The following is a 19,365-nucleotide window of genomic DNA, read 5'->3' as shown; positions in this document are numbered from 1 at the left end:
TTTCGTTGGCGTCGATCAGCCGGACGCTTCGCCGAGCAGTACGCGCGCGAGCGCCGCGCGATCGTTGTCCAACGGCGCGCCTTGTGCCGGTCGCGACAGGCAGTCGGCCAGCGCCGGCGGCACGGCCACGGGCGCTCCGATCAGCGGCTCGACGATGGTGTCAAACTTCGCCGGATGTGCGGTCGCCACCACCGCCCAGTCGCGCGTGTCGCCTGCCGCGCGCAGCGACGCCAGCAGATGCAGAGCGGTCGCGGTGTGCGGACAGGCGACGATGCCGTGGCGCGCGGGCGCGGCCGCGATCGTCGCGCGGATCGTCGCGTCGTCGACCGACTCGGCGACGAAGGCGGCGCGCAGCGCCGCGTCATCGGCATGCCAGTGGCGCAGGCGCTCGAAGTTGCTCGGTGCGCCGACGTCCATCGCGTTGGCGAGCGTCGCCCGTGTGGGCTGCGCGGCGTAGTCGCCGCCGTCGAAGAAGCGTGGCAGCGTGTCGTTGGCGTTGCAGGCGAGGCGGATCTCGCCGAGAGGCGCGCCCATCGCACGCGCAACGAATGCCGCACTGGCATTGCCGAGGTTGCCGGTCGGCACGATGACGTGCAGCAGGCCGCCGGTGTTCGCGAAGTGGTGCGCAGCGGCATGCGCGTAGTACGCGGCCTGCGGCAGCAGACGCCCCAGACTGATGCTGTTGGCGGTGCCCAGCGTGACGCGTGCGCGCAGATCGGGATCGGCCAGCGCCTGCTTGGCGAGGCGCTGGCAGTCGTCGAAGCTGCCGTCCACGCGGAAGGCACGCACGTTGTCGCCCCAGCATTCCAGCCCATGGGCCTGACGCGGAGAGACACGGTCCTCGGGGTACAGGATGACGACCGCAAATCCGGGCCGGCAATGGAAGGCGGACGCGACTGCCGCGCCGGTATCGCCGGACGTGGCGACGAGGATCGTGGTGTCGGGTGCGGCGGGATCGCGCAACGCGCCGAGTGCGCTGGCGAGGAAGCGCGCCGCGTAATCCTTGAACGCCGCCGTGGGACCGTGGAAGAGTTCCAGCACGTGGTCGCCCGTGCCCGACAGCGGGCGCAACGGCGCTTCGAACGCGAAGGCGTGCGCGCAGAGTGCGTCGAGTTCCGCCGCGATGCGCGACCCGGCGAACCATGGCGTGAGCACGGCCTGCGCGGTAGCCGCGAGCGTGGGGCGCGGTGTTGTCAGGTCGAGCCTCGGAATCGATTCCGGTACGTACAGCCCGCCATCGGATGCAAGGCCGGCGACGAGTGCCGCGTCGATGCCGACCGCGGGCGCCTTTCCGCGGGTGCTGACGAAGTTCATATCGCGTCTCCGTCGAGCAGGTCGGCACGCGGACCCGCAACCGGCGACACGTAGGCCTGCGCCTCGATGCCCGTGGCGGTGAAGCCTGCGCGCATCGCAGGCGCGGCCCGGTCGGCAGCCGCGCGCGAGTCGAACCAGGCGAATACGCTGGGCCCGCCGCCGGAAATGCTGGCGCCGAGCGCGTCGTGGGCGAGCGCGGCGGCCTTGACCGCGTCGAACCCGGGAATCAGCTTCGCACGCCGCGGCTCGACCAGCACGTCGTGCAGGCCCTCGCGAATGAGCGCGCGATCACCACGCTGCAGGCCGGTGAGGAACAGCGCGAGGTGCGTGCTGTGTGCCACCACGTCGTGCAACGCATACGGCTCGGCCAGCACCGCGCGCGAGCGGCGCGTTTCCAGCACCTGCGCCGGATGCACGACGACCGCATGCAGCCAGTCGGGCACATCGAGTGCGAGTGCGCGGTCGGCGGTCGACAGCGTCACGCCGCCCAGCAGCATCGGCGCGACGTTGTCGCCGTGGCGTGCGCCGGACGCGACCGATTCACCGTCGAGCGCGAACGGATACAGCGCCTCGCGCGACAGCGGCGCGTCGAGCAGCGCGTTGGCCGCAACCAGCGCCGCGACACAGGAGGCGGCCGAGCCCCCGAGTCCGGAGCCGAGCGGGATGCCCTTCTCCAGCGTCAGCGCGAAACCGAACGGCAGCGACAACGCCTCGCGCAAGGACTGCAGGGCGCGTCCGGCGGTGTTGTCGGCAGCCTTCAGAGGCAGCCGGTCGGCGCCGTCGACATCGCCGAAGATCGATTCGATGCGGACCTCCGGCGCGTCGATCCGACGGACGTGCGCGATATCGCGCGGTCCGTCGATGACGTGGCCCAGGACGTCGAAGCCGACGCCGATGTTGCCGACGCTGGCAGGCGCGAACGCGCGCGCAATCGTGCCTCTGAAATCGGGTGCGCTGCTCATGCGTGGCGCCAGCCGGTGCGGGCGCCGAGCGCGTGCGCGATGCTCAGCACGTCGCCGAACACACCGGCGGCGGTGACCTGCGGGCCGGCGCCAGGGCCCTGCACGACCAGCGGATTGTCGGCGTAGCGGGCGGTGGTGAACTGGACGAGATTGTCGGTCAGGCGTGTATGCATGCACGCATGATCGGCGGGAAGCGCGCGCACGCCAACACTCGCCTCACCATCGGCGCCGAGATGGGCGATGTGGCGCAGACCGCAGCCGTCGGCGCGAGCGGCCTCGAGCCGCGCCTGCATCGGCGCGTCCAGCTCTCGAAGGCGCTCGAGGAAGACCGCCAGCGGCACCTCGCGCAGTGCTTCGGGGACCAGGCTTTCGATCGCCACATCGTCCAGCGACAGCGTGCGTCCGGCCTCGCGGGCCAGGATCACGAGCTTGCGGGCGACATCCAGCCCCGACAGGTCGTCGCGCGGATCCGGTTCGGTGTAGCCCAGCGCCTGCGCCTCGCGGACGAGCTCGGAAAACGGACGGCGGCCGTCGTAGCTGTTGAACAGCCAGGCCAGCGTCCCCGAGAGCATGCCGTCGATCGCATGCAGGCTGTCGCCGGTGTCGAGCAGGTTGCGCAGCGTGACGATGACCGGCAGGCCGGCGCCGACCGTGGCCTCGTACAGGAAACGGCTGGCGCCCTGCGCACGCGCGTCGGCGATGCGCAGGTAGCGCTGCCAGTCGCCGCTGCCGGCGTGCTTGTTCGGCGTGACCACGTGGATGCCGGCGGCGAGCCAGTCGGCGTACTTCGCGGCGACCGCGTCGCTGGCGCTGCAGTCGACGATCATCGCGTGCGGCAGGTGGCCACCGCGGACGTGCGCGGCGAAGGCGTCGAGATCGCACGCCGCGGCGGCTTCGTCGAGCAGCGTGCCTGCAGTCGCCGGGTCCAGTGCCGCATCGGCCAGATGCATGCGCCGGCCGCTGGCGAGCGCGCGCAGGCGCAGGTCGACGCCGGCCCTCGCTCGCAGCGCCGGGATCACCTCGCCCAGCTGCGCCAGCAGTGCGCGTCCCACGTTGCCGGGACCGATCACGCCGACGGACACCGTCTGCGGCGACAGCCAGAACGCGGCATGTGCGGCACGCAGTGCGCGGGTGGCGTCGTCCTGCGCGATCGCGACCGAGATGTTGCGTTCGCTCGCGCCCTGCGCGATCGCGCGGATGTTGACATGCGCCTGCGCCAGGCCGTCGAACAGGCGCGCGGCGACGCCTTGCGCGCCGACCATGCCGTCGCCGACCGCGGCCAGTACGCACAGATCGCCCGTCATCGCGACACCCTGCGCCTGGCCTTCGGCGATCGCATCGGCGAAGGCCTCGACGATCGCGTCGTGTCCGCGCTGCGCCTGTTCGGCGCGCACAACGCAGCAGATCGAGTGCTCGGACGACCCCTGCGAGATCATCGTCACCGAGACACCGGCGCCGTGCAGCGCGGCGAACAGGCGCTCCGCCATGCCGGGCACGCCGACCAGGCCGTTGCCCACGAGTTCGAGCACGGCGACATCGCGCACCAGGCTCAGGCCCTTGACCGGCGATGCGGCCGGCGCGGCCTCGGGCGCGATCAGCGTGCCCGGCGCGGCGGGATTGCGGCTGTTGCGGATGCGCACCGGCACCCCGCGCGACTGCACCGGCGCCAGCGTCTGCGGGTGCAGCACCTTGGCGCCGAAGTAGGCGAGTTCGCAGGCTTCCGCATACGACATCGCGTCGAGGCACACGGCGTCGGGGACGAGGCGCGGATCGGCCGACAGCACGCCGTCGACGTCGGTCCAGATCGTCAGCGCGTCGGCGTCGAACAGGTTGGCGAAGATCGCCGCCGAGTAGTCGCTGCCGTTGCGGCCCAGCGTGGTGTCGCGGCCGTCGGCATCGCGGGCGACGAAGCCGGTGATCACCACATCGCGCGCGCCGTGCGCCAGACGCCAGGCGGCGAGTTTCGCCCGGCTCGCATCCCAGTCGACGACGGCGCCCATCTCGGCGGCGTGGACGACCAGCACCTCGCGCGCGTCGAGCCGGTGCCACTCCGGGCCGAGCGCGGCTTGCGCCAGCCGCGAGGACAGCTGCTCGCCGCAGCCGTGGATGCGCGCGAGTGTCGCGTCGTCGTCCCGCGCATCCGCATGCGCCTCCAGTGTCTGCAGATCGCGGGCGAGCACGCCGAGATCCGCTTCCAGCGCGATGTGCAATGCGCCGCCCGTATCGGATTCGAACGCGTCGGCCGTTTCGAGATGTCGCGTACGCAGCGCGGCCCAGCCCGGCTTCCAGTCCTCGCCTGCGCATGCGGCGTCGCCCAGGGCGACCAGCGCGTTGGTGGTGCCGGCCATCGCCGAGACCACGACTGGGCGCAGCCGTGCGTCGGTGGCAACCAGCGCAGCGAGCCGGGCGATGTGCGCCGCGTCGGCGAGGCTGCTGCCGCCGAACTTGTGTACGTGGCAGGCGCGTTGCGGGGCACGCGCGAAGGCGGGCGGATCGAGTGGGGCGACAGCGGACATCGGGAGACTCCTGGGTGGAGCTCCGCAGCCGGCGGGCGGGACGTGGCGTCCGCATCCCGGGTCGGGATGCGGAGCGGGCGGTCAGATCAACTGGCGGCGCGCGTCCACATCCCGTGGCCGGTGGTACCGGTGCCGGTAATGGTGACGATCGTGGTGATGGACGCAGCGCCCGCGCGCGGGGCCGCGCTCGCCGGGCGGGCGATGGCGGCGTGCAGGCGGCGGTTGGTGCGGTGCGTCATTTCCGCAGGGAATCACGCCGTCGCAAAGGGTGTCAACGGTTTTCGCGGTAACGATCGGGTCGTGGCCTTGGGCGTGCGGCGCCCCCGTGTTCTAATCCGCGCCGAAGCGGGGGTACCGGCGTCGCCGGTTGAGACAGTCCCTTCGAACCTGATCCGGCTGATACCGGCGTAGGGAAGCTTCGCAGGACCCGCTGCAGATCCGTCCTTCCGCATGTGCGTGCGGCCGGTCGCTGCGCGTGCCCGGCGCCGCCGCTTCGTCCGCTCATTTTCAGGACGAATGCCATGAACGCCGTGCCTTCCACGCTGCAGCAGCAGACCGACCAGTTGTCCGAAACCGTGACGCGGCCGATTCCCGGCTCGCGCAAGATCCACGTGACCGGCTCGCAGCCCGACATCCGGGTGGCAATGCGCGAGATCGCGCAGACCCGCACGCCGACGCTGTTCGGCGGCGAGGACAATCCGCCGGTGACGGTCTACGACCCGTCCGGTCCTTATACCGATCCCGATGTGTCCATCGATCTGTCCGCGGGCCTCGCGGCAATCCGTGCGCGCTGGATCGAGGCGCGTGGCGACACCGAAGTGCTGACCGGCTTGAGCTCCGAGTTCGGTCGCGCGCGCGAGCACGACCCGAAGCTCGCGCACGTGCGCTTTCCCTCGCGCGTGCTGCCGCGCCGCGCGCAGGCGGGCGCCAACGTGACCCAGATGCACTACGCACGCCGCGGCATCGTGACCCCGGAGATGGAGTACGTGGCGATCCGCGAGAACCAGCGGCTCGATCTCGTGCGCGACGCGCACCTGCGCGCGCAGCACCCGGGCGAGGCGTTCGGCGCGAGCATCCAGCAGGCGATCACGCCGGAGTTCGTGCGCGACGAGATCGCCCGCGGCCGCGCGGTGCTGCCCAACAACATCAACCACCCCGAGAGCGAGCCGATGATCATCGGTCGCAACTTCCTGACCAAGATCAACGCCAACATCGGCAACAGCGCGGTGAGTTCGGGCATCGCCGAGGAAGTGGAGAAGCTGGTCTGGGCGATCCGCTGGGGCGGCGACACGGTCATGGACCTGTCGACCGGCAAGCACATCCACGAAACCCGCGAATGGATCGTGCGCAATGCGCCGGTGCCGATCGGCACGGTGCCGATCTACCAGGCGCTGGAGAAAGTGGACGGTCGCGCCGAAGCGCTGACCTGGGAGATCTTCCGCGACACGCTGATCGAACAGGCTGAGCAGGGTGTGGACTACTTCACCATCCACGCCGGCGTGCTGCTGCGCTACGTGCCGCTGACCGCCAGACGTGTGACCGGCATCGTCTCGCGCGGCGGTTCGATCATGGCCAAGTGGTGCCTGGCGCACCACAAGGAGAACTTCCTCTACACGCATTTCGAAGACATCTGCGAGATCATGAAGGCCTACGACGTGACGTTCTCGCTGGGCGACGGTTTGCGGCCGGGCTGCATCGCCGACGCCAACGATGCCGCGCAATTCGGCGAGCTGGAAACGCTGGGCGAGCTGACCAAGATCGCGTGGAAGCACGACGTGCAGACCATGATCGAAGGCCCCGGCCACGTGCCGATGCAGCTGATCAAGGAGAACATGGACAAGCAGCTGCGCGAGTGCGGCGAGGCGCCGTTCTACACGCTGGGGCCGCTGACCACCGACATCGCGCCGGGCTACGACCACATCACCAGCGCGATCGGCGCGGCGATGATCGGCTGGTACGGCACGGCGATGCTCTGCTACGTGACCCCGAAGGAACACTTGGGGCTGCCGAACCGCGAGGACGTGCGCGACGGGATCATGGCCTACAAGATCGCCGCGCATGCCGCCGATCTTGCTAAGGGCCACCCCGGCGCGCAGGTGCGCGACAACGCCCTGAGCAAGGCGCGCTTCGAGTTCCGCTGGCAGGACCAGTTCAATCTCGGACTCGATCCCGAGAAGGCCGAGTCCTTCCACGACGAGACCCTGCCCAAGGACGCGCACAAGGCGGCCCACTTCTGTTCGATGTGCGGTCCGCACTTCTGTTCGATGAAGATCACCCAGGACGTGCGGGAGTACGCGGCCGAGCAGGGGCTGGAAACGTCCGATGCGCTGGCGGCCGGAATGGCCGAAAAGTCCGCGCAATTCCGCGCGCAGGGCAGCGAGGTCTATCGGCCGGAATGAGTGGCTGGCGGCCGGGTGAACCGTTCATCCGGCCGTCGCATCCGTTCGACGCAGGCCGGCGTACATTCAGTAGCGGTATCGGGACAGCGCGTCACGATCCGCCCATTACAGGGAGACCCGATATGAAGACCTCGACGTCCCGCGTCGCCGCCTGGCTCGTGGCGCTGTGCGGCCTCGCGCTGCTCGCCGGTTGCGCCACCGGCCCCCGCATTACCACCGAAGCCGATCCGCGCGCGGACTTCTCGGCCTATCGCACGTGGTCTTTCTATTCGCCGCTCGCGATCGAGAAGGAAGGCTACGAGACCCAGACCAGCGAAATCGCAAAAGCGGCCGTCCGCGCCGAAATGGAGCGCCGCGGCTACCGCTACAGCGAATCGAACCCGGACCTGTGGGTGAACATCAACGCCTACATGGAGCGTCGCACCGATGTCAGCAGCTACCCGACGGTTGACTACGCGTACTACTACAGCTATCGCGCCCGTGGATATTTCGCGGTGCCGTACTGGAACGAGCGCACCAGCGTGTACCGCTACACCGAAGGCACGATGAACGTCGATCTGGTCGACGCCCGCGCCAAGCGTCTGGTGTGGGAAGGCATTGCGGTGGGCCGCGTCGGCAACAACCGTCCGGACCAGCGCGCTCAGCGGATCAATTCGACGATCGCCGAGATCTTCGCCAACTATCCGCACCAGGCCGGCGCACGCGCACCGGCGATGTGATCGACGCTCCGCCGGAGTTGATTGAAGGAAACGGGCCGCAGGGCCCGTTTTTTTTCCGCGCGCTCAGGACGCGCGCGCTTCGCCCAGATCCTGCGCCAGGCGCTGCAGCCAGCCGCGCCAGGTGGCCCCGTCGCGCGTGGGGTCGTACTCGCTGCCGAGCGCGGCGATGCGTGCGCCCAGCGCGGCCTCGTCGAGCGGCTCGCCGAGCAGCGCCTCGGCCTCGGCACGCGTGCGCGACACATGTTCGGGCGATTCGCCGTCGCGGAAATACGCGACCACCGCTTCAGGCGTGTCGTGCTCGGCGGCCCAGTCCTGGTGGAAGTAGGCGGCGAAGAAATTCTCGAGCGAGGGATAGGCACTCATCGGCGGCACGCACTCGTCAGGGCTTGTTGGGATAGCCGGTCACGATTCTATAGCCGATGTCGAGCTGGCTCGAACGCTCCAGCACCAGCCGCACGGAGAAGACGTCGACCGCGCTGGTGTCGCCGCGGGTGACCGAAATGCCGGTGCTCGCGTCGAAGGTCGTGTCGATCACCAGACGGTTGCCGCCGCTGCCGTCGACCCAGGCGTCGACGCGCTCCTGATGATCGGCGATGGTCGCCGAGACGAACTGCTCGGCCTGCGGCAGATCGCGGAAGCTCGATGCCGCGCTGATGTTCTCGCGGCTCACCCGGTCGAGCAGCCACTGCTCGCTCTTGCCGACGTGGCGCTCGATCAGATGTCCGCCGACGTCCTCGTGCGCCTCCAGTCCGCCACCGGGCACTTCCGTGGCGCCTTCGGGACCGTCCGGTCCTTCAGGGGATTCGACGCGGCCGAGCCAGGCATCGATCCGCTCGACGGTCGCCTCGACCGCGTCGCGCTCGACACGCGACAGCGACTGCGCGGGCAGGTTCGAGAGCGCGTCGCGGATGTCGCCCAGCGCCGGAGCCAGTTCCTCGGCGAACACCGGGCTGCGCTCGGCGAGCGTGATCGCCGCGCCGGTCTCGGCGAGAAAGCCTTCGATGTCACCGGTGTCCAGCCGTGCGTGTACGTGCGCATCCACAGTCTCCGCGAGGGCTGCGCAGACAGCGCTCTCTGAGCCCGACCCCTGCAGTTCTGCGGATCCGGTGGGCATGAATGCGGTGCCTGCAAGTGTTGCGTCCATTCGCGCCCCATAGGCTGTCATCGGAGCGCTGGACGATAGAAGCTACATGCGCCGTGCACAGCTGGGGCTGACCCGAGCGGCACCCATGACCTGTGCCACGCGCGCTTTGCGCAATCTGGCCGCAGTCTGCGCGTCATTCAGGCTGTGTTGACTACTCTTGGTGGCTTGTTCGTTGGGAATGTGATGTCCGGATCGATGTCCTCCGGCGCGCCGACGCCCGCGCGTCTCCGCGTCGGCGAAGGTGTCGTCGATCTCGCCACGCGCGAGATCCGAATGCCCGAAGCCCGTTCCGCCCGGCGCGTCACGCCGAAGGCGATCGGCGTGCTGCGGGCGCTCGCGCGCGTGCCGGGGGAGGTTGTCGGCCGCAACGAGCTTCTGGCGGAGGTCTGGCCCGACACGTTGCCTACCGACGATGTCCTGACCCAGGCGATCACGCAGCTGCGCAAGGCCTTCGGTGCCGGCGCGAGCGGTTCGGAGGGGGGCAAGGCCTACATCGAAACCATCGCCAAGGGCGGTTACCGGTTGACGGTGGCCGTCGAAGTGCTGGCGTTCGAAGGGCGTACGGTGCCTGCGGTCGTCACCACGACCGACCCCGCGTTTGTGGCGGTGCCCGCCGGGACCGCCCTTTCGGTTCCGCCGCCGCCTGCTGCCCCGGCGCGTCGCTGGTGGCTTGCAGGCGCGGTGCTGATGCTGGTCGGCATCGCCGTGCTGGGCCTGTGGACCGCGTACGAGGCCGGCCGGTTGCCGGATGACACCGTCGCGGGCAGTCCTGGTCCCTCGCCCGTCAGCCGCCCCTACCGGCTGATCACCAGCGCTGCGGGCTTCGAACTGTCGCCGTCCCTGTCGCCGGACGCCTCGATGGTCGCGTATGCCTCCACCGGCACCGGAGATGCAACGCGGCAGTCCGCGATCTTCGTGCAGACCACCTCAAGCGCGGTCCCGCGCCAGTTGTCACGTCCACCCGATGGTTCGCGGGACGATCTGCCCGCATGGGCCCCGGACGGGCGGGAGATCGCATTCGCGCGCTGGGAAGCCGGCGGCGCATGCCGTGTGTTGCTGGTCGCGTCGACGGGCGTCGGGGACGAGCGCGAGATCGCGCGATGCGACGGCAGCGATCTGCTCAGTTTCGACTGGCTGCCCGATGGGAGCGGTCTGTTGTTCGGGACCATGACCGGCGCCGACGTGTCGACGCGCCTTCGGATTCTCGATCCGGTCGGTGGGCGCTGGCGCAACCTCGACTATGCGGGCGCCCCCGGTGACATCGACTTCGCCCCGCAGGTGTCGCCCGACGGTCGCTGGATCGGATTCATCCGCAATCCCCAGATGGGCGATCTGTGGCGCGTGCCGATCGAAGGCGGGGTGCCGGAGCAGATCACGCGGCTGGGCGCCGAGATGCGCGGCTGGAGTTGGGCGCCCGATGGGGCCTCGATGGTGTTCGGGCTGCGCGTCGACAGCGAGTCGCGGCTGTATCGCGCGGATCTTGCAGATGGAACGGTCAGCGACCTCGGCATCGAAGACGCGCAGTCGCCGTCCATCTCTGCGCGGACGGGCATGCTGGCGTTCGTGCACCGGCGCCCGCAGTTCGGACTGTTCCGGATTGATGGCGGCAGCGGAGAGTGGCAGCGTCTGTTTCCGTCCTCGGGCCGTGACTCCCAGCCGACGGTGTCGCCCGATGGGACACAGATCGTATTCTCCTCCGACCGCGCGGGCCGCTTCGAACTGTGGTGGGCGCGCCTCGATTCGCTCGAGTCCTTGCGACCGATCGAAGGCGTCCGTCCCGACACGCGACAGTCGCCGACGTGGTCTTCCGACGGGCGTCGCCTGCTGGTCACGGCGCTGGACGCGCAGAACGCGCCTGTGATTCTGGAAGTGGAACCTGCGTCCGGGCGTATCGAGCCTGTCGCGTTGCGCGGGAAGCATCCGGCGCAGGCACTTTACGGACCAGATGACGCGGTTTACGTGCTCGAAGGGGACCGGGAAGGCGCGAGCGCGTTGTCGCTGGTCGCGTACGGCCGCACCACGGGCCCCTCTGGCCCGCGCATCGAGGGCGTTTCGCACGTCCGCTTCGATCCGGCCAGAAGACGCTTGCTGTACACGCGCTTGGATTCGAACGGCCTGTGGAGCGTGGCACCCTCGCTCGCATCCGACACGGTCGTCAGATTGAGCGATCGACTGCCGTCCCGCTGGCGCTATCGGAGCTGGACGCTGGCGGAGGATGGCGACGTCGCCTATCTGGAAGCGACGCCCGCGTGCTGGGCGCAAGTGTCCCGCTTCCGTCAGGTCGAGGGGTCACTCGTGCCGGATGGCGTGGAGTGCGTGGATCCGGTCACCCGCAGCACGACCAACGGATTCTCGACCTATGGCGGGGCCTGGTTTATCTCGTTGGCGTCCGAAGACGGCAGCGACATCGGATTCATGCCGCTGCCGGAAGCAGCGCATGCGCAAGAAGGTATCGCCAAGTGGTTGATCTCACTGAGAAAAAAGACTTCGTAAAATCTTCGGATCAGGTTTCGCGACGATTTCGGCAAACTCTACGTGTGATATCGGGTAAGCATTCGGGGAAGCCGGCACAACAGTCGTTCCTCAGCGTATGCATGGTGTGGGATGTCGAACTGTCTGTGGGCCGCTCGCGGCCAGATGCTCGGATTCGAAAAGCTCGATGGCGTGGCCCAGTGTTTGGGCTCGGCGCGCCTCGGTGGCATCCAGGTCTCCGCACCGGTCTTCAATCTTTGGGTCCAGATCCGTGGAGACGGCTGGATCGAGTCGCGAGAGGGGCGCTTCCGCATGCGCCGCGGCGACTGGATGGCGTTCGAAAAGGAATCCGCGCCACTCGTGCAGAGCGGGCCCCACGGCCTGTGCATCGGCATCGCGCTCGATTCGGCAGCGTTGGAATCTCTCCAGGCATTGAGCGACGGCAGCCTGTACGCCGGTCGCGGTCGCCTTCCAGCCCGCGAGCTGCGGATGCTGCTGCGCCTGTGGCGTGAAGCTGCGCAGTCGTCGGGCGACGCGCTTTCGGTGCGTCCTCTGCTCCTGCAGCTCGCTCACGTCCAACGCGACCTCGCGGCGCGCGTGCGCCGCTGCCCGGGCCGGTCCCGCAGTCGCAAGCGTCAGGTGTTCGGCAGGATGCAACGGGCGAAGCTGTACCTCGAAGGCAACGCGGACCGCGTGGTGCGCATCAGCGAGCTCGCAGATCTGACCAGTTTCTCGAGCTGGTACTTCTCCAAGGCGTTCCATGCCTTGTACGACGAGAGTCCGCAGGCGCTTTCGGTGCGTCTGCGCCTCGAACGGGCCGGTCACCTGCTCAAGACGACCTCGATGATGGTCGGGGAGGTTGCTGCGGCGACCGGTTTCGACAACTGCTGCAGCTTCGCGCGTGCGTTCAAGAACCATCATGGCGTGCCGGCGAGCCGATATCGCACGGCTGCACGCCGCAAAGCCAACGAGGTATACGCGTCGGCTTAACACTGCGGTGTGACATGCGTCGTATTGAATAGGGCTGCTACGCGAAAACAGCAGAATCGGCAAACCCAGACAGTGGTGGAAGCAAGGCCTTCGGGGTGGTTCCAGACGTAACGTGCCACTGGCGTCTTAACGCGTCAGTAACGCACACCCTCTGGAGAGAGAACTTTGAAGAACCTTCGCACCCCCGCATTGCGGAAGGGCCTGCTGCCGGCCGCGATCCTCGCCGCCGTTGCGCCGGCGATCACGTTCGCGCAGGAAAGCTCCGCGAGCGGCACCACCGAACTCGACCGCATCCAGGTCACCGGCTCGCGCATCCGCAAGGTTGACGTCGAGAACGCGCAGCCGATCCAGACGATCTCGCGCACCGAGATCGAGAACCAGGGCTTCCAGTCCGTCGGCGACATCTTGCAGAACATCGCCGCGACCGGCAGCCCGGCACTGAGCCGTTCTTCGCCGCTGAGTTCGGGTGAAAGCCCCGGCGGTACCTACGTCGACCTGCGTAATCTCGGTCCCGAGCGCACCCTCGTGCTGCTCAACGGCCGTCGCCTCGGCGTGAACAACGACGGTCTGCAGGATCTGGCAACGATCCCGTCTTCCGCTGTCGAGCGCATTGAAGTCCTGAAGGACGGCGCGTCTTCGCTGTACGGCTCCGATGCGATTGCGGGCGTCATCAACGTCATCACCCGTCGCAACTTCGACGGTGCCGAAATGAACGCCTATGTCGGTCAGTACGGCGAGGGTGACGGACAGACCCAGTCGTTCGACTTCACCATCGGTTCGACCGGCGAGCGCAGCTCGATCATCTTCGGCGCGCAGTACGACAAGGAAGAGCCGGTGTGGGCGAAGGACCGCTTCTGGTCCATCGACACCTATCCGGGCCAGCCGGCTTACAGCTACACCGTGGTCGGTCAGGTCGGCAACATCCGCAACCCCGCAAACCCGGCCCAGTGGCTGGTGCTCAATCCCGGCGGCGATCCGACTAACCTGGACGACTATCGTCCGCAGGTCGGTGGCGCCAACGGTGACACGAGCAACGCCGCCGAGCAGATGATGGTCCGCACCGGCATGGAGCGCACCTCGATCTACACCAGCGCCGATTTCGATCTGACCGACAATGTGCGCTTCCGCGCCGACGGCAGCTTCAACCGCCGCGAAACCGACGTGCAGGTGGCGGGCTATCCGTACCAGAGCGCAGCTGTCGACGTGCAGACGCCGATCAGTGCCGACAGCTACTTCAACCCGACCGGTGAAGCGCTCGACTTCCGCCGTCGCGGCTGGGAAGTGCCGCGCACCACGCAGCGTCGTCTCGACACCTACCGCTTCAGCGGCGTGTTCGAAGGCTCGTTCGAAGTGGGCGAGAAGTTCTTCGACTGGGATGCTGGTTATCTGTTCACGCGCGGCGACGCGACGATCCGTGGCCGTGGCGATTTCAACAAGCTCGCCGTCGCTCAGGCCGTCGGCCCGTCGTTCCTCAACAGCGACGGCGTGGTCCAGTGCGGCTCGGCCGCCAACCCGATCCCGCTGGCGGACTGCACCCCGTGGGCGCCGCAGCTGAGCGAAGGCCCGAACTCGCTGTCGAACGAGGACATCCAGCGCCGCTTCTTCCTGATGGAGAACGCGACGTCGGAGACGACGACCCACAACTACTTCGCCAACCTCAGCGGCACGATCGCGACGCTGCCGGCCGGCGACCTGGCGTTCGCGGCAGGTCTGGAGAACCGTCGCGTCAACGGTCGTTACTCGCCCGACGCGTTCGCGCAGACCGGCAATTCGACCAACCTGGCCGCGCAGGAAACCTCGGGCGGCTACAGCGTCAATGAAGGCTACATCGAGCTCGACATCCCGCTGCTGGCCGACGTGCCGGGCGCGCAGGAGCTCGCGCTCAACGTCGCCAGCCGCTACTCCGACTACGACGTGTTCGGCGACACCACCAACAGCAAGGCGAGCTTCCGCTGGCGTCCGATCGACGACGTGCTCGTCCGCGGTACGTGGGCCGAGGGCTTCCGCGCGCCGGCGGTCTCCGACCTCTACGGTGGCACCGGCCAGACGTTCGACTGGTACGCCGATCCGTGTGACACGGTCAGCGGTTCGGCCGCCAACAACCCGGCGGTCTACGCCCGTTGCGCCGCCGACATCGCCGGCTATGCGAACTTCACCTATCCGGACGACGAAGACGGCAACGTCGGCTTCCAGCAGACCGGCCAGGGCGGCACGCTGGCTTACGCCGGCCAGACCGGCACGCCGTTCCTGAGTGGCTCGAACCCCGATCTGACCCCGGAAACCTCGGTCAGCCGTTCGCTCGGCATCGTCTACAGCCCGAACTTCGTGCAGGGCCTGGGCGTGTCGCTTGACTGGTGGAAGACGCGCATCGACAACGTGGTTACCTCGTTCACTGCGTCGGGCATCCTCGCCGACTGCTACATCTACGGCATCGACTCGCAGTGCGGCTACTTCACGCGCGACGAGAACGGCGTGGTCAACACCCTGACCCGTACCGGCCGCAACGCCGGCTACTGGGAAGTGGAAGGCTACGACTTCGAGGTCAATTACGCGCTCCCCGAGACCAGTGTCGGCAACTTCGCGGTCAACTGGGCCACGACCTACTACAGCGATTTCGGTGTGAAGTCGGACAACACCGAAAACACGGTCGTGTCGCCGCAGGTCAGCTTCGGCAGCACGTTCCGCATGCGTTCGGTCGCAAGCCTCAACTGGGATCTGGGTGACTTCGGTGCGACGTGGACCGCGCGCTACTTTTCCAGCATCAAGGAGGAGTGCTACTTCTCCACGATGTGCAACAACCCGGACTACGTCGACTTCCAGGGCAACGAGTTCCCGATCAACAAGACGGGCTCAAACACCTTCAACGACGTGCAGGTCCGCTGGCGCGCGCCGTGGAACGCGACGATCTCGGTCGGCGTCAACAACGTCTTCGACCGCGTGGGTCCGGTGCTGTACACGCAGCCCAACAGTGGCTTCTCGTACTACGGTGGCTTCGACATCGGTCGCTTCACCTACATGAAGTACCAGCAGCGCTTCTGATCCATCGAAGTTCTGTGTGAATCGCTACGGCCCCGAAAGGGGCCGTAGCTTTTTGTAGGTGCAGCGCGCTCGTGCCTTCGCGGCCGGAATGCGGCTCGACGCCGAGCGTCAGGCACACGCGGCAGACGGTCAGCACGGCGGGCATCCAGCGTCCCGTGTTAGCGCACGCCGTCAGGCTGCTGACGCGACTACGCCATCGGCCACGGAAAGCGGCGCGACCATGCACCGTATCGGGGATCCCATCTTCCACGGCTTAAGGCACGTCAGCGCGTGCTCAGGAGGCGCGCGCACCGCCCATGCCCCTCAGCTGCGCCGCATGCGCGCGCCAGCCATCGAGCTTGCCGAGCACGCCAGTGCGCTGCAGGTATTCCTCGTGCACGGGCTGCTCGGCGGCGAGGGCCGTCGCGACGTGGACGGCGCCGGTGATCCAGAAGCTGCGCGTACCGGCCTTGAGCGGGTCGCGCTGGAAGGCGACGGCCTCGATGATCGGCATCGGCAGGCCCCACAGCCCCAGCAGATAGGCACCGGCCCGGGTATGTCCGGCGGCGTCATCGGTGGGGGAATCATCGGGGACACGCTCGTCGCGGATACCCGGCAGCAACAGGCCGATATCGGCCAGCAGTGCGGCCGTGGCACCGAGCTCGAGACTCGATTCGGGCAGCATGCGACGCGCGAGCTGCGAAGCCATCAGCGCACGTTGCTGCATCGCGGGGCGGTCGAGATCGCTGCGCGCGGCGTAGGCGAAGACTTCGCTGGCCAGCACCAGGTCGCGCATCGTTACCAGGCCCAGCCGCGTCACCGCCGAACGCAGATCGGTGATGCTGCGTCCGAGCGAGAAGTAGGCCGAATTGCTCAGCTGCAGCACGCGCGCCGCGATCGCGGGATCGCCGGAGACGAGCTGTGCGATATCGGCGGCGCTGGTGTCGTCCGATTCCAGTGCCTGGACGAGCGCGAGGTAGGTCTGCGGCGGAGACGGCAGTTTCTCGATGCGTCCGATGCGCTCGCGCAGCGCCGGATCGTCGAGCAGTTCGCGCAGCTCGTCGAGACTGGCGATCGCTTCGAGCAGCTGGGCCTCGTCGATCGGTGCAGGCAGGAAGCGGTGGGCGAGCGAGAGCAGCCGCACCGACGGGTGGCCCGTGGCGACGGCGATGCGCGAGGTCGCGGGGCGCAGCGCGCGGATACGCTCGAGCAGCAATTCCGGCGCCATGTCCGGCAGGTGCGGCGCCACCACCACGACGTCCTGCGGCGCATCGATGAGCCGGGCCATGGCGGCGGTGCCGTCGGCGGCGCGTTCCACGTGCCAGCCGTCGTCCATGTCGGCGACCAGGGCGAGAAGATCGGACGGCAGGCTGTCGTCGCCGCCCACGAACAGGATGTGCACGAACGGAGATCCCCGGAAAAGACCGCGCCACCCCCGTGGCGTCGGCATCCGGCGATGCTAGCAAGCACGCCGCCGGCAGACCCGGCGGCGCGTCGCAAAGTGGAACGGCGGGTGACCCGCCGTCCCGGGGTTTCAGCCGGCCTTGTAGGCGGCGATGGCGTCGTTGAGGATCGCCTTCGCTTCGGCGGCGTTGCCCCAGCCGCTGATCTTCACCCACTTGCCCTTCTCGAGATCCTTGTAGTGCTCGAAGAAGTGGCCGATGCGCTCGAGCCAATGGGCCGACACCTTGTCCAGGTCGTCGACGTGCGCGTAGCCGCCGAACACCTTCTCCACCGGCACGGCGAGGATCTTCTCGTCGCTGCCGGCCTCGTCGGTCATCTTCAGCACGCCGACCGGGCGGCAGCGGATCACCGAGCCGGGGATCAGCGGCAGCGGCAGCACCACCAGCACGTCGGCCGGGTCGCCGTCACCGCAGACGGTGTTGGGCACGTAGCCGTAGTTGCAGGGGTAGCGCATCGGCGTGGACAGGATGCGGTCGACGAAGATCGCGCCGCTTTCCTTGTCCACCTCGTACTTGACCGGCTCGGCGTCCTTGGGGATCTCGATGATGACGTTGATTTCGTCCGGCGGGTTCTTGCCGGTGGGGACGGAGTCCAGGCCCATTGCGTTGCGCTTCCAGTGGTCGATAGAAGCGCCATTTTACGGGCATCCGATGTTGCGGCGCAGCGGCGATCGGCCGGCAATGGTTGCAGCCGCAACTTCGAAGATCCCGCCGGACCAAGGGTACGCCCCAGTATGGTGAGTCCATACGCAGGCGTACACATGGACACCCGACTTCCGTCCTGCAGGCCCGATTCCGATGACCACGCTCGATTCGCTGTCCCCGACCGCCCATTCCGCGACGACCCAGGGTTACTGGGAAAACCCGCTGGCGCCGCCGCACACCCATGACCATGGCGGCCCGGGCGCAGTCGACGACCATGCCGACATCGGCGCGCTGGGCGACGGTCCGGAAGTCTCGGCCGACGCGCCGGAGCGTGCGCCCAACGGCGCGATCGCGATCGACGGCGGCCGCAACAACTCGAGCGGTCGCACGCAGACCAGCACGCCCGACGGCAAGCCGGTCGTCAGCGATCCGCTGCACAGCGACGGCCAAGTCGAAGTCACCCGCGAGCGCACCCAGGCGCAGGGCTACATCAGCCGCGACCAGGTGGTGTTCACCACGGGCAGCGGCAACGACGACGTCGGCGTGAGCCAGCGCGACGACGGCACGCTCGACGTCACCGTCAACGGCGAAAGCTACGAGGTCAATCTGGCCGAAGGCCAGGAGCTGACGCTGCGCACCGGGGCCGGCAACGACACCATCCAGGTCGCGCCCAACGTCAAGGTCAACGTGATCGTCGACGCCGGCGACGGCAACAACGACATCACCGTGGAAGGCGACGGCGACAACCGCATCAGCAGCGGCGACGGCGACGACACCATCCGCGTCACCGGCAGCGGCCGCAACGACATCCACACCACGGGCGGCACCAACGAAATCTTCGGCGGCAGCGGCGAGAACGTGATCTACGGCGGCGATGGCAGTGACACCATCCATGCCGGCAGCGGCACCAACTACATCGACGGTGGCCGCGGCGACGACGTCATCCACGGCGGCGGCACCTTCGACATCATCTCGGCCGGCGGTGGCGACGATGTGGTCAACGTCGGCGAGGGGCGCACCACCGTCTACGCCGGCGCCGGCAGCGACACGATCGAAGGCGCGCATGCGCAGACCACGGTCTATTCGGAAGCCAGCGACCTCATCAATGCCGCGACCGGCGCCAAGCCGACCGTGGTCAATGTCGAGATCGACAACACGCTGGGCGACCGCGGCGTTCGCGTGCAGGGCTCCGATGCCTTCGTGCAGCGCATGCAATCCGAACTGGATTTCCTGAGGTCCTCGCCGAACGGGCAGCAGATGCTGGCCGAGTTCGACAAGGCGGCCGAGGCCAAGGGCAATACCGTGACGATCCAGGAACTGTCGAACGAGGACAACGGCTACGCCCAGACCTTCAGCAACGACGCCGACATCGTCAACGGCCGTCCGGGCGCCGGCGGCGACGTAACCATCAGCTACAACCCGTCGTTCCACATGGATGCGTTCCCGGCGCCGTCGGTGGTGCTGTTCCACGAGATGTCGCACGCCTACAACGGCGTCAACGGTACCTTCCTGCAGGGCATCTATCGCGGCACGGGTCCGGACAGTGGCCAGGTGCCCAATGCCGAACGACAGGCCGTGGGACTGGAGACCAGCGCCACGCCGTATGACTTCGACGGCACCGGTGCGATCACCCACAACCCGATCCATCTGACCGAGAACGGCATCCGCCGCGAACTGGGCATGCCGGATCGCCCGAGCTACGCGCTCTGATCGAACCGTCACG

The 19,365-nt window shown here is 68.1% G+C and carries 14 protein-coding genes and 1 riboswitch; of the genes, 6 read left to right on the top strand and 8 right to left on the bottom strand.

The annotated features are described in order from the left end of the window. Positions 1 to 15: 15 nt before the first annotated feature. From thrC to E2F49_RS16455, 4 genes are all read right to left on the bottom strand, one after another. On the bottom strand, positions 16 to 1,314 hold the full coding sequence (gene thrC, locus E2F49_RS14135) for a threonine synthase (protein WP_133394475.1): 1,299 nt from the start codon (positions 1,312 to 1,314) through the stop codon (positions 16 to 18). Further along, the gene (locus E2F49_RS14130) at positions 1,311 to 2,276 is read right to left on the bottom strand and encodes a homoserine kinase (RefSeq protein WP_133394474.1); all 966 of its coding nucleotides are present in this window, start codon (positions 2,274 to 2,276) and stop codon (positions 1,311 to 1,313) included. Before E2F49_RS14130 ends, thrC begins: the two co-directional genes overlap by 4 nt. Next, entirely contained in the window at positions 2,273 to 4,792 is a 2,520-nt protein-coding gene (gene thrA / locus E2F49_RS14125; protein ID WP_133394473.1) for a bifunctional aspartate kinase/homoserine dehydrogenase I, read from the bottom strand. The genes E2F49_RS14130 and thrA overlap by 4 nt, the downstream gene beginning before the upstream one ends. 86 nt (positions 4,793 to 4,878) lie before the next feature. Beyond that, a complete protein-coding gene (locus E2F49_RS16455; protein ID WP_165971246.1) occupies positions 4,879 to 5,031 on the bottom strand; it encodes a hypothetical protein in 153 nt (50 codons plus the stop codon). Between the two features lie 98 nt (positions 5,032 to 5,129). Next, a riboswitch (TPP riboswitch) is annotated at positions 5,130 to 5,224 on the top strand. Between the two features lie 89 nt (positions 5,225 to 5,313). On the opposite strand from E2F49_RS16455, the gene thiC reads away from it, so the two are divergent. Together thiC and E2F49_RS14115 are read left to right on the top strand one after the other, a co-directional pair. Then, positions 5,314 to 7,191 carry a phosphomethylpyrimidine synthase ThiC gene (gene thiC, locus E2F49_RS14120; RefSeq protein ID WP_133394472.1) on the top strand — a complete coding sequence of 626 codons (1,878 nt, stop codon included), beginning with the start codon at positions 5,314 to 5,316 and terminating at the stop codon, positions 7,189 to 7,191. A 122-nt stretch (positions 7,192 to 7,313) separates the two neighbouring features. Then, entirely contained in the window at positions 7,314 to 7,910 is a 597-nt protein-coding gene (locus E2F49_RS14115; protein WP_133394471.1) for a DUF4136 domain-containing protein, read from the top strand. A 63-nt stretch (positions 7,911 to 7,973) separates the two neighbouring features. Here the strand turns inward: E2F49_RS14115 and E2F49_RS14110 are convergent, their stop codons facing one another. Continuing rightward, positions 7,974 to 8,273, bottom strand: a complete 300-nt coding sequence (locus tag E2F49_RS14110; RefSeq protein WP_133394470.1) for a contact-dependent growth inhibition system immunity protein — start codon at positions 8,271 to 8,273, stop codon at positions 7,974 to 7,976. A gap of 16 nt (positions 8,274 to 8,289) precedes the next feature. After that, positions 8,290 to 8,952: an RNase A-like domain-containing protein gene (locus tag E2F49_RS14105; protein ID WP_133394469.1), complete on the bottom strand. Its 663-nt coding sequence runs from the start codon at positions 8,950 to 8,952 to the stop codon at positions 8,290 to 8,292. A 285-nt stretch (positions 8,953 to 9,237) separates the two neighbouring features. Here E2F49_RS14105 and E2F49_RS14100 point away from each other — a divergent pair, with 285 nt between their 5' ends. The 3 genes from E2F49_RS14100 (at position 9,238) to E2F49_RS14090 (ending at position 15,555) form a co-directional block, all read left to right on the top strand. Next, entirely contained in the window at positions 9,238 to 11,547 is a 2,310-nt protein-coding gene (locus tag E2F49_RS14100; RefSeq protein ID WP_341777529.1) for a winged helix-turn-helix domain-containing protein, read from the top strand. Between the two features lie 111 nt (positions 11,548 to 11,658). After that, on the top strand, positions 11,659 to 12,516 hold the full coding sequence (locus E2F49_RS14095; RefSeq protein ID WP_133394468.1) for a helix-turn-helix domain-containing protein: 858 nt from the start codon (positions 11,659 to 11,661) through the stop codon (positions 12,514 to 12,516). A 165-nt stretch (positions 12,517 to 12,681) separates the two neighbouring features. After that, on the top strand, positions 12,682 to 15,555 hold the full coding sequence (locus E2F49_RS14090) for a TonB-dependent receptor plug domain-containing protein (RefSeq protein ID WP_243713614.1): 2,874 nt from the start codon (positions 12,682 to 12,684) through the stop codon (positions 15,553 to 15,555). Positions 15,556 to 15,829: 274 nt separating this feature from the next. On the opposite strand, the gene E2F49_RS14085 is transcribed toward E2F49_RS14090, so the two are convergent. Together E2F49_RS14085 and ppa are read right to left on the bottom strand one after the other, a co-directional pair. Then, on the bottom strand, positions 15,830 to 16,984 hold the full coding sequence (locus E2F49_RS14085) for an HDOD domain-containing protein (RefSeq protein WP_133394467.1): 1,155 nt from the start codon (positions 16,982 to 16,984) through the stop codon (positions 15,830 to 15,832). Between the two features lie 84 nt (positions 16,985 to 17,068). Further along, complete coding sequence (gene ppa, locus E2F49_RS14080) at positions 17,069 to 17,599, bottom strand: inorganic diphosphatase (RefSeq protein ID WP_133394466.1); 531 nt, start codon at positions 17,597 to 17,599, stop codon at positions 17,069 to 17,071. 196 nt (positions 17,600 to 17,795) lie between these two features. Between ppa and E2F49_RS14075 the strand changes: the two genes are divergently transcribed. Further along, positions 17,796 to 19,352, top strand: coding sequence for a M91 family zinc metallopeptidase (locus tag E2F49_RS14075; RefSeq protein WP_133394465.1), 1,557 nt, complete (start codon positions 17,796 to 17,798; stop codon positions 19,350 to 19,352). Positions 19,353 to 19,365: the final 13 nt, after the last annotated feature.

This window comes from Luteimonas terrae (assembly GCF_004358165.1).
GTDB lineage: Bacteria > Pseudomonadota > Gammaproteobacteria > Xanthomonadales > Xanthomonadaceae > Luteimonas > Luteimonas terrae.
This window is presented reverse-complemented; position numbering and strand designations above follow the sequence as displayed.

What these genes read in the sequence shown, in the direction of transcription:
- thrC (WP_133394475.1), bottom strand. Translation starts at nt 1,314, where the DNA reads ATGAACTTCGTCAGCACCCGCGGAAAGGCGCCCGCGGTCGGCATCGAC.
- E2F49_RS14130 (WP_133394474.1), bottom strand. Translation starts at nt 2,276, where the DNA reads ATGAGCAGCGCACCCGATTTCAGAGGCACGATTGCGCGCGCGTTCGCG.
- thrA (WP_133394473.1), bottom strand. Translation starts at nt 4,792, where the DNA reads ATGTCCGCTGTCGCCCCACTCGATCCGCCCGCCTTCGCGCGTGCCCCG.
- E2F49_RS16455 (WP_165971246.1), bottom strand. Translation starts at nt 5,031, where the DNA reads ATGACGCACCGCACCAACCGCCGCCTGCACGCCGCCATCGCCCGCCCG.
- thiC (WP_133394472.1), top strand. Translation starts at nt 5,314, where the DNA reads ATGAACGCCGTGCCTTCCACGCTGCAGCAGCAGACCGACCAGTTGTCC.
- E2F49_RS14115 (WP_133394471.1), top strand. Translation starts at nt 7,314, where the DNA reads ATGAAGACCTCGACGTCCCGCGTCGCCGCCTGGCTCGTGGCGCTGTGC.
- E2F49_RS14110 (WP_133394470.1), bottom strand. Translation starts at nt 8,273, where the DNA reads ATGAGTGCCTATCCCTCGCTCGAGAATTTCTTCGCCGCCTACTTCCAC.
- E2F49_RS14100 (WP_341777529.1), top strand. Translation starts at nt 9,238, where the DNA reads ATGTCCGGATCGATGTCCTCCGGCGCGCCGACGCCCGCGCGTCTCCGC.
- E2F49_RS14095 (WP_133394468.1), top strand. Translation starts at nt 11,659, where the DNA reads ATGTCGAACTGTCTGTGGGCCGCTCGCGGCCAGATGCTCGGATTCGAA.
- E2F49_RS14085 (WP_133394467.1), bottom strand. Translation starts at nt 16,984, where the DNA reads ATGCCGACGCCACGGGGGTGGCGCGGTCTTTTCCGGGGATCTCCGTTC.
- ppa (WP_133394466.1), bottom strand. Translation starts at nt 17,599, where the DNA reads ATGGGCCTGGACTCCGTCCCCACCGGCAAGAACCCGCCGGACGAAATC.
- E2F49_RS14075 (WP_133394465.1), top strand. Translation starts at nt 17,796, where the DNA reads ATGACCACGCTCGATTCGCTGTCCCCGACCGCCCATTCCGCGACGACC.